This is a genomic window from Pseudomonas sp. AGC41, assembly GCF_057334555.1.
The window spans coordinates 65689-73203 of the sequence record NZ_JBHFJB010000136.1 but is presented as its reverse complement, the minus strand read 5'-3'; the positions used below and the strand labels follow the sequence as shown (position 1 = coordinate 73203).

Annotated in this window: 7 protein-coding genes; 4 read left to right on the top strand and 3 right to left on the bottom strand. The window is 62.3% G+C overall.

Annotated elements, in window-relative coordinates:
• Positions 1 to 29: 29 nt before the first annotated feature.
• Positions 30 to 755, bottom strand: coding sequence for a 4'-phosphopantetheinyl transferase family protein (locus ACE04F_RS22255; RefSeq protein WP_486109954.1), 726 nt, complete (start codon positions 753 to 755; stop codon positions 30 to 32).
• Positions 756 to 941: 186 nt separating this feature from the next.
• A complete protein-coding gene (locus tag ACE04F_RS22250; protein WP_486109953.1) occupies positions 942 to 1730 on the bottom strand; it encodes a dienelactone hydrolase family protein in 789 nt (262 codons plus the stop codon).
• A 142-nt stretch (positions 1731 to 1872) separates the two neighbouring features.
• Between ACE04F_RS22250 and ACE04F_RS22245 the strand changes: the two genes are divergently transcribed.
• The 3 genes from ACE04F_RS22245 (at position 1873) to ACE04F_RS22235 (ending at position 4584) form a co-directional block, all read left to right on the top strand.
• Complete coding sequence (locus ACE04F_RS22245; RefSeq protein ID WP_486109952.1) at positions 1873 to 2472, top strand: hypothetical protein; 600 nt, start codon at positions 1873 to 1875, stop codon at positions 2470 to 2472.
• Between the two features lie 91 nt (positions 2473 to 2563).
• The gene (locus ACE04F_RS22240) at positions 2564 to 3241 is read left to right on the top strand and encodes a response regulator (RefSeq protein WP_486109951.1); all 678 of its coding nucleotides are present in this window, start codon (positions 2564 to 2566) and stop codon (positions 3239 to 3241) included.
• Complete coding sequence (locus ACE04F_RS22235; protein WP_486109950.1) at positions 3238 to 4584, top strand: ATP-binding protein; 1347 nt, start codon at positions 3238 to 3240, stop codon at positions 4582 to 4584. The genes ACE04F_RS22240 and ACE04F_RS22235 overlap by 4 nt, the downstream gene beginning before the upstream one ends.
• A 159-nt stretch (positions 4585 to 4743) precedes the next feature.
• On the opposite strand, the gene ACE04F_RS22230 is transcribed toward ACE04F_RS22235, so the two are convergent.
• Positions 4744 to 5742 (bottom strand): AraC family transcriptional regulator, encoded by a 999-nt coding sequence (locus tag ACE04F_RS22230; RefSeq protein ID WP_486109949.1) that lies wholly within the window; start codon positions 5740 to 5742, stop codon positions 4744 to 4746.
• A 335-nt stretch (positions 5743 to 6077) separates the two neighbouring features.
• Here ACE04F_RS22230 and ACE04F_RS22225 point away from each other — a divergent pair, with 335 nt between their 5' ends.
• Positions 6078 to 7430, top strand: a complete 1353-nt coding sequence (locus tag ACE04F_RS22225; protein WP_486109948.1) for a dicarboxylate/amino acid:cation symporter — start codon at positions 6078 to 6080, stop codon at positions 7428 to 7430.
• The last annotated feature ends 85 nt before the right edge of the window (positions 7431 to 7515 follow it).

Genomic DNA, 7515 nt, shown 5'->3' with positions numbered 1-7515 from the left:
CCAAGGCGGCATTCTGGCCAATACAACTCTCAGGCCTTGACGCCCACCAGGCTCAACAACTGCCCATCCTTGACCCCAAACTGCCCCTGCAGCTCACTGCCATGGCGCCACTCGGTCGACAGATCGGTCAATAACCGCAGCCGCGCGTGCCCGGAGTGGGACCACTCGACTATTTCGGCGTGCTCGAAATAGAAACGCTGCCCGACGATGGGGTACAGCGCCTTGAACAAGCTTTCTTTCATCGAAAAAGTCAGGGTGACCAGCAATGCGCGGTCATCCTGCGGCGCGGTGGCCATGCGCAGCAGTTCCGCCGGGGTGAGGATTTCACCGGCCAGGCGCTCGGCGCGTTCGGGGTCGAGGAGGTTTTCCAGATCCATGCCCAGCCCTAGCCAATCCCGCTTTTGTGCGACGATTGCCGCTGCCCGGCCGGTGCTGTGGGTGATCGAGCCGCTGACATGGGCCGGCCACACCGGGGCGCGGTCTTCGCCGATGGCCGGCACGCAGGCCTGGCCGTCGAGCCGCAGCAACGCCGCCCGGGCGCAGATTCGCCCGGCGAGAAACTCCGCCTGACGCTTGGCTACCGAGCGCTGGATGCTTGCGGGGGGTTCGATGGCGCTGTTGGGGAAATCGTCAGCGACAAGCAACAGCGGATCGAAGCGCGTACTGAGCAGCACCGTATCGGCCAGGGCGTCGGGCAGCAGCCAGTGGTCATCCAGCGGCGAACAGCAGGCGGGCAGGGCGGGGAATGGGTTCATGCCGGGCATTTTGCCGGGTTGGCTTGCGCCTGGGTAGTGGGAACGGCTTGAGCGGGATGGCTTTTATGGCGAGGGAGCTTGCTCCCGCTGGGCTGCGCAGCGGTCGCAAGTTTTTAGGGCCGCTTCGCCCGAAGCGTCGGACCGACCCAGCGGGAGCAAGCTTCCTCGCCACAGGCGCTGTATGTGTCAGAAAATTTTCTTGAAGAACTTCTGCATATCCGCCCACGACTTCTCGTCAGCTTCCTTGTTGTAGGCGATGTCCGGCCCACCATGTTCGCCATGGCTCAGGCGGTCGGCGTCGGGGTTGCTGAAGCCGTGCTTGGCGCCTTCCAGGCTGACAAACTTGTAGTCGGCGCCGGCCTTGTCCATCTCGCTCTTGAACGCGCTGACGTTGTCTTCGCTGACCATGCTGTCCAGCGCGCCGTGCTCCACCAGGATCCTGGCCTTGACGCTGCCGGGGGTGGCCGGCGTGTTGGTGACCAACGCGCCGTGGAAACTCACCACGCCGGCCAGTGGAACGCCTTGGCGCGCCGCGTCCAGCACCACCTTGCCGCCGAAGCAGTAGCCGATGGCGGCGAGTTTGTCCGGGTCGGTCTGCGGTTGTTTCTTCAACAGGTCGAGGCCGGCCTGGAAGCGCGCGCTGGCCGCCTTGCCGTCCTTGAGCGCGGCCTGCATGAAGGCCAGGGCGTCTTTCGGATGCTCGGTGTTCTTGCCGTCGCCGTACATGTCGATGGCCAGGGCGCTGTAGCCCAGGCCGGCGAGGTCACGGGCGCGGCGCTTGGCATAGTCGTTCAGCCCCCACCATTCATGCACGACCACCACGCCGGGGCGCGGGCCTTTGACCGCGTCGTCATAGGCGTAATAGCCGATCAGCTTCGTGCCGTCGGCACTGGTGTAGGGAATCTCCTGGGTCTGGATGGCGGCGTGGCTGACGCCGCTCAAGGCCAGAAGTACAACAGCAAGCAACCTGCGCATGGTGGATCTCCTTGAAAGTTTGTTCGAACAGACTAGCCGATTCATTCAGCCCAGGTTCAGAGAACGTTCAAGAGGGGTTCAGGGATCCCTGGATATCGTGGCTGCGACTTCACACAACCACCGCATCAAAAGGTACCTGACCATGACTGCTATGAAAAAACTGCTGCTGGCCTTCACCGTGCTGGGCGCCAGCGCCCTGGCCCATGCCGATGACAACTTCGCCGGCCTGACCCTCGGCCAGACCAGCGACAAGGTCAAGAAATCCAGTGCCCTGGACAGCGCGCTGAACAACCCCAACGCCGACGGTATCATCGGCAAGGACACCACCTACGGCCTGCGCCTGGGTCGGCAGAATGACCAGGGCCGCTACTACGCCACTTACGACAACGTATCGGGCAGCCACAACGGTATCAAGCTGCGCCAGGAAAACCTGCTGGGCAGCTACGATCTGTTCTATCCGGTGACCGCCAGCACTAAATTGTTCGGTGGTGGCACAGCGGGCCTGACCAAGCTGACCCAGGATTCCCCAGGCTTCAGCCGCGACAGCGATATCGGCTATGCCGTTGGCTTGCAAGGCGGCGTGCTGCAGCAGATTTCGCAAAACACCTCGGTGGAACTGGGTTACCGTTACCTGCGCAGCAATGCCAGCACCGAGATGAGCCCGCGCGATGGCGCCAAGGTGGGATCGCTGGACCTGACCAGCAGCGCCCAGACCTACCTGTCAGCCAACTATACGTTCTAGGCGGCAGGCAATGATGATTGCAGCCGGATCGGCGCGTACGATCCGGCCCTTTTGTTGGAAATTGGTTGTTTGAATCGCCTGGGAGAGGCCCATGAAACTATTGGTTGTCGAAGACGAAGCGTTGTTGCGCCACCACCTGCAAACCCGTCTCACCGACAGCGGCCATGTAGTCCAGGCCGTGGCCAATGCCGAGGAAGCCCTGTACCAGGTCCGCGAATTCAATCACGACCTGGCGGTGATCGACCTGGGCCTGCCGGGGATCAGCGGCCTGGAACTGATTCGCCGCTTGCGCTCGCAGGACAAGACCTTCCCGATCCTGATCCTGACCGCCCGCGGCAACTGGCAGGACAAGGTCGAAGGCCTGGCCGCCGGGGCCGATGACTACGTGGTGAAGCCGTTTCAGTTCGAAGAGCTCGAAGCCCGGCTGAATGCCCTGTTGCGTCGTTCCAGCGATTTCACCCAATCGACCATCGTCGCCGGTCCGTTGTTGCTCGACCTCAACCGCAAGCAGGCGTCCCTCGGTGACGAGCCGCTGGCCTTGACCGCCTACGAGTACCGCATTCTCGAATACCTGATGCGTCATCACCAACAGGTGGTCGCCAAGGATCGCCTGATGGAGCAGCTTTACCCCGATGACGACGAGCGCGATCCCAACGTGATCGAAGTACTGGTCGGGCGCCTGCGGCGCAAGCTGGAGGCGCCGGCCGGGTTCAAGCCGATCGATACCGTGCGTGGCCTGGGTTACCTGTTCAACGAGCGCTGCCAGTGATTCGTTCGCTGCGGTTGCGGTTGATGCTGGCCGCCATGACCCTGGCGGTGCTGTTCATGCTGGCACTGCTGCCGGCGATGCAGGGCGCCTTCAGCCTGGCCTTGCAGGAATCCATTGAGCAGCGCCTGGCTTCGGACGTGACCACGCTGATTTCTGCTGCCCGGGTGGAAAACAACCGACTGAAGATGCCAGCGCAATTGCCCGATGAGCGTTTCAACCTCGCCGATGCCCGCCTGCTGGGCTACATCTATGATCGCGAGGGGCGGCTGGTCTGGCGTTCGAAGGCGACCCAGGAAGAACACATCAACTACGCACCGCGCTACGACGGGCTGGGCAATCAGTTTGCGCGCATCCGCGAGGACAACGGCCAGGAGTTTTTCGTCTACGACGTCGAGGTCAAGCTGCTCGGGGGCCAGAGCGCGGCGTTCAGCATCGTCACCCTGCAGCCGGTGCACGATTACGAGATGACGCTGCAAGGCCTGCGAGAAAATCTTTACCTGGGTTTCGGCGCCGCGCTGGCGGTGCTGCTGGCGCTGTTGTGGATCGGCTTGACCTGGGGCCTGCGCGCGTTGCGGCGTTTGAGTCAGGAGTTGGATGAAATCGAAACCGGCGACCGGGAAAGCCTCAGCGCCGCACACCCCCGCGAGCTGTTGCGCCTGACCGGCTCGCTCAACCGCTTGCTGCACAGCGAGCGTGAGCAGCGCAGCCGTTATCGAGACTCCCTCGACGACCTGGCGCACAGCCTGAAAACTCCGCTCGCGGTGCTGCAAGGCGTCAGCGAGGACATGGCCCGGCGCCCCGAGGAACGTGGGCAGGCCTGGGTGCTGCAAACCCAGATCGAGCGCATGAGCCAGCAGATCGGCTACCAGCTGCAGCGTGCCAGCCTGCGCAAAAGCGGCCTGGTGCGCCATCAGGTGCCTTTGCGCCCGGTGTTGCAAAGCCTCTGCGACACCCTCGACAAGGTCTACCGCGACAAGCGCGTGCAGGTCGAATTCGACCTGCCGGAGGATTGCCAGGTGCCGATCGAGCAGGGCGCCTTGCTGGAAATGCTCGGCAACCTCCTGGAAAACGCCTATCGGCTGTGCCTGGGCCAGGTGCGGGTGAGCATGCACCAGACAGTCGGCGGGACGGAGTTGAGCATCGAGGACGATGGACCGGGCGTGCCACCGGACCAGCGTGCGCGGATCCTGCAGCGCGGTGAACGGCTGGATCGCCAGCATCCGGGGCAGGGGATCGGCCTGGCGGTGGTGAAAGACATCATCGAAAGCTATGGCGCCCGGTTGACGCTGGGAGATTCAGAGCTGGGCGGGGCGGCGTTCCGGATTCATTTGCCGGTGGTTTGACTGGGATCCTTGGTGTTTGCACTGGCCCCTGTGGCGAGGGAGCTTGCTCCCGCTGGGCTGCGAAGCAGCCCTAAAAACCTGCGAGCGCTGCGCACTCGAGCGGGAGCAAGCTCCCTCGCCACAGGAACCGGTAGATACACAGAAGTTTGATGTCACCACTCAGCTCTCCTGTTCCCGATAAGCCCCCGGCGTCACCCCCGTCCACTTCTTGAACGCTCGATGAAACGCCGACGGTTCGGAGAACCCCAGCTGTTCGGCGATCTGCTGCAACGACAAATCCGCGCGGCCGAGGTGGTAGATGGCGATATCCCGCCGCAACTGATCCTTGAGCTCCTGGAAACTGGTGCCTTCCTCGCGCAAATGCCGGCGCAGGGTCTGCGAGCTGATATGCAGATGCGCCGCGACCGTGTCCAGGTCTGGCCAGCGCGCCGTGTCGCGGCTGAGCAGGCGGCGCAATTGGCTGGTGAGGCTGTGGCCATCGTCCGGGCGCGAGAGCAGGTCGGCGGGGGAACGTTCGAGAAAGTGCTTGAGGGTTCGCTCGTCCTGCAGTAACGGCATTTCCAGGTAGCGGCCATGGAAAAACAAGCTGCTGCTTCGCGCCTCGAATACCAACGGGCAGGGGAATAGCAAGTCGTACTCCGCGCCGTGGCTTGGCCTGGCATAGCTGAACGTAGCCTGCTCCAGGCCGATCCGCTGGCCGATCAGCCAACTGCCGAGGCGGTGCCAGATGACCAGCAGGCTTTCGGCCAGGAAGTGGTCGGGATCGCACAGGGTCGATTCGTCCAGGCTTAGCCTTACCCGTTCACCTTCAGCTTCGAGGGTCAGGCTCGGGGCGTCGGCGAACAGGCTATAGAACAACAGGCCGCGTTGCAGCGCCTTGCCCAGCGTCCGACAGTGGATCAACGTGTGGCACATCATGGCGAACGTTCCAGGTTTGCTCGGTGCCCGGCCGAATCCCAGGTATTCGTCCGCCAACGCGACCCACAGTGCCTGCAACAGGCGGGCGAATTGTTCGGGGGCAATTCGCGCGCGCGGCTCGTCCAGCAGCTCCGGGCTGATCCCCAGTTGCTGCAGCAGGGGAATGTAGTCGAACCCCTGCCGACGCGCGCCACCCAGGGCGGCGCGGGCGAAGTGGCTGGCGATGGTGCGTTGGCGCATGGCACAAATCCGTCCGTTGAGCGGACGAATGGTAACAGGGCGTCGGGGCTCGACAAGGCGGATATCCGCCAAATCCAGGAACGTGAACCGGGAGGTTGGCGGAAAACCGCCAAGTCTGGGCGTGCGTTTAATGTCCAGGTAATAAGCACACGCCGTCTGCCCCGGCACTTGTAGGACGTTTGCTAAAAATGGCACGGGCCTTGCGATGCCATACACAGGTCTGCGACGTGCAGCCGACAAAAAACAAATCCCTCCAGTGCAGGAGGGTTCGCAATTGAGGTGTCGTGGACAACAGGTGGATGTTGTCTCACGGGACTCTTGAGGAAGGTTTTGCCATGACGACTCGTCAGCCACTGTACAAATCCCTGTATTTCCAGGTGATCGTAGCCATTGCCATCGGCATTCTGCTCGGCCACTTCTACCCGCAGACCGGCGTTGCCCTCAAGCCGTTCGGTGACGGGTTCATCAAACTGATCAAGATGGTCATCGCCCCGATCATTTTCTGTACCGTCGTCAGCGGCATCGGCGGCATGCAGAACATGAAATCGGTCGGCAAGACCGGCGGCTATGCACTGCTCTATTTCGAAATCGTTTCCACCATTGCCCTGCTGATCGGCCTGGTCGTGGTCAACGTCGTGCAGCCGGGCGCCGGCATGCATATCGACGTGTCGACCCTGGACACCAGCAAGATCGCCGGTTTCATCAATGCCGGTAAAGACCAGAGCATCGTTGCCTTCATCCTCAACGTGATCCCGAACACCATCGTTGGCGCCTTCGCCAACGGCGACATCCTGCAAGTGCTGATGTTCTCGGTGCTCTTCGGTTTCGCCCTGCATCGCCTGGGTGCCTACGGCAAGCCGGTGCTGGACTTCATCGATCGCTTCGCTCACGTCATGTTCATCATCATCAACATGATCATGAAGCTCGCGCCGATCGGTGCGTTCGGTGCCATGGCCTTCACCATCGGCGCCTACGGTGTCGGTTCGCTGGTGCAACTCGGCCAGCTGATGATCTGCTTCTACATCACCTGCGTGGTGTTCGTGCTGGTGGTGCTGGGCGCCATCTGCCGCGCCCACGGCTTCAGCGTGATCAAGCTGATCCGCTACATCCGTGAAGAACTGCTGATCGTGCTGGGCACCTCCTCGTCGGAATCGGCCTTGCCACGCATGCTGATCAAAATGGAGCGCCTGGGTGCCAAGAAGTCCGTGGTGGGCCTGGTGATCCCGACTGGCTATTCGTTCAACCTCGACGGTACTTCGATCTACCTGACCATGGCCGCGGTGTTTATTGCCCAGGCCACCGACACCCCGATGGACATCACGCATCAGATCACCCTGTTACTGGTGCTGCTGCTGTCTTCCAAAGGTGCTGCTGGCGTAACCGGTAGCGGCTTCATCGTGCTGGCGGCCACCCTGTCGGCCGTGGGCCACCTGCCGGTTGCCGGCCTGGCGCTGATCCTCGGCATCGACCGCTTCATGTCCGAAGCTCGCGCGCTGACCAACTTGGTCGGTAACGCCGTTGCCACCATCGTGGTTGCCAAGTGGGTGAAGGAACTGGACGAAGACCAGTTGCAGACCGAACTGGCTTCCGGTGGTCGCGGTATCTCCGACGTGCGCGAAGATGACGAGCAGATCGCGCAAGCGCAGATTGTCGCGGCTGAATCCGCTGCTCCAGGCGCTGTGAAGTAAGCTTCAGGCTGTAATGAAAAACCCGCTTCGGCGGGTTTTTTGTTGGCTCTTGAATGTGAAGCAGGGTGCCTCTGTGGCGCGGGGG

Excerpts from the sequence above, each read along its gene's own strand:
- ACE04F_RS22255 (WP_486109954.1), bottom strand. The coding sequence starts at position 755 with ATGAACCCATTCCCCGCCCTGCCCGCCTGCTGTTCGCCGCTGGATGAC.
- ACE04F_RS22250 (WP_486109953.1), bottom strand. The coding sequence starts at position 1,730 with ATGCGCAGGTTGCTTGCTGTTGTACTTCTGGCCTTGAGCGGCGTCAGC.
- ACE04F_RS22245 (WP_486109952.1), top strand. The coding sequence starts at position 1,873 with ATGACTGCTATGAAAAAACTGCTGCTGGCCTTCACCGTGCTGGGCGCC.
- ACE04F_RS22240 (WP_486109951.1), top strand. The coding sequence starts at position 2,564 with ATGAAACTATTGGTTGTCGAAGACGAAGCGTTGTTGCGCCACCACCTG.
- ACE04F_RS22230 (WP_486109949.1), bottom strand. The coding sequence starts at position 5,742 with ATGCGCCAACGCACCATCGCCAGCCACTTCGCCCGCGCCGCCCTGGGT.
- ACE04F_RS22225 (WP_486109948.1), top strand. The coding sequence starts at position 6,078 with ATGACGACTCGTCAGCCACTGTACAAATCCCTGTATTTCCAGGTGATC.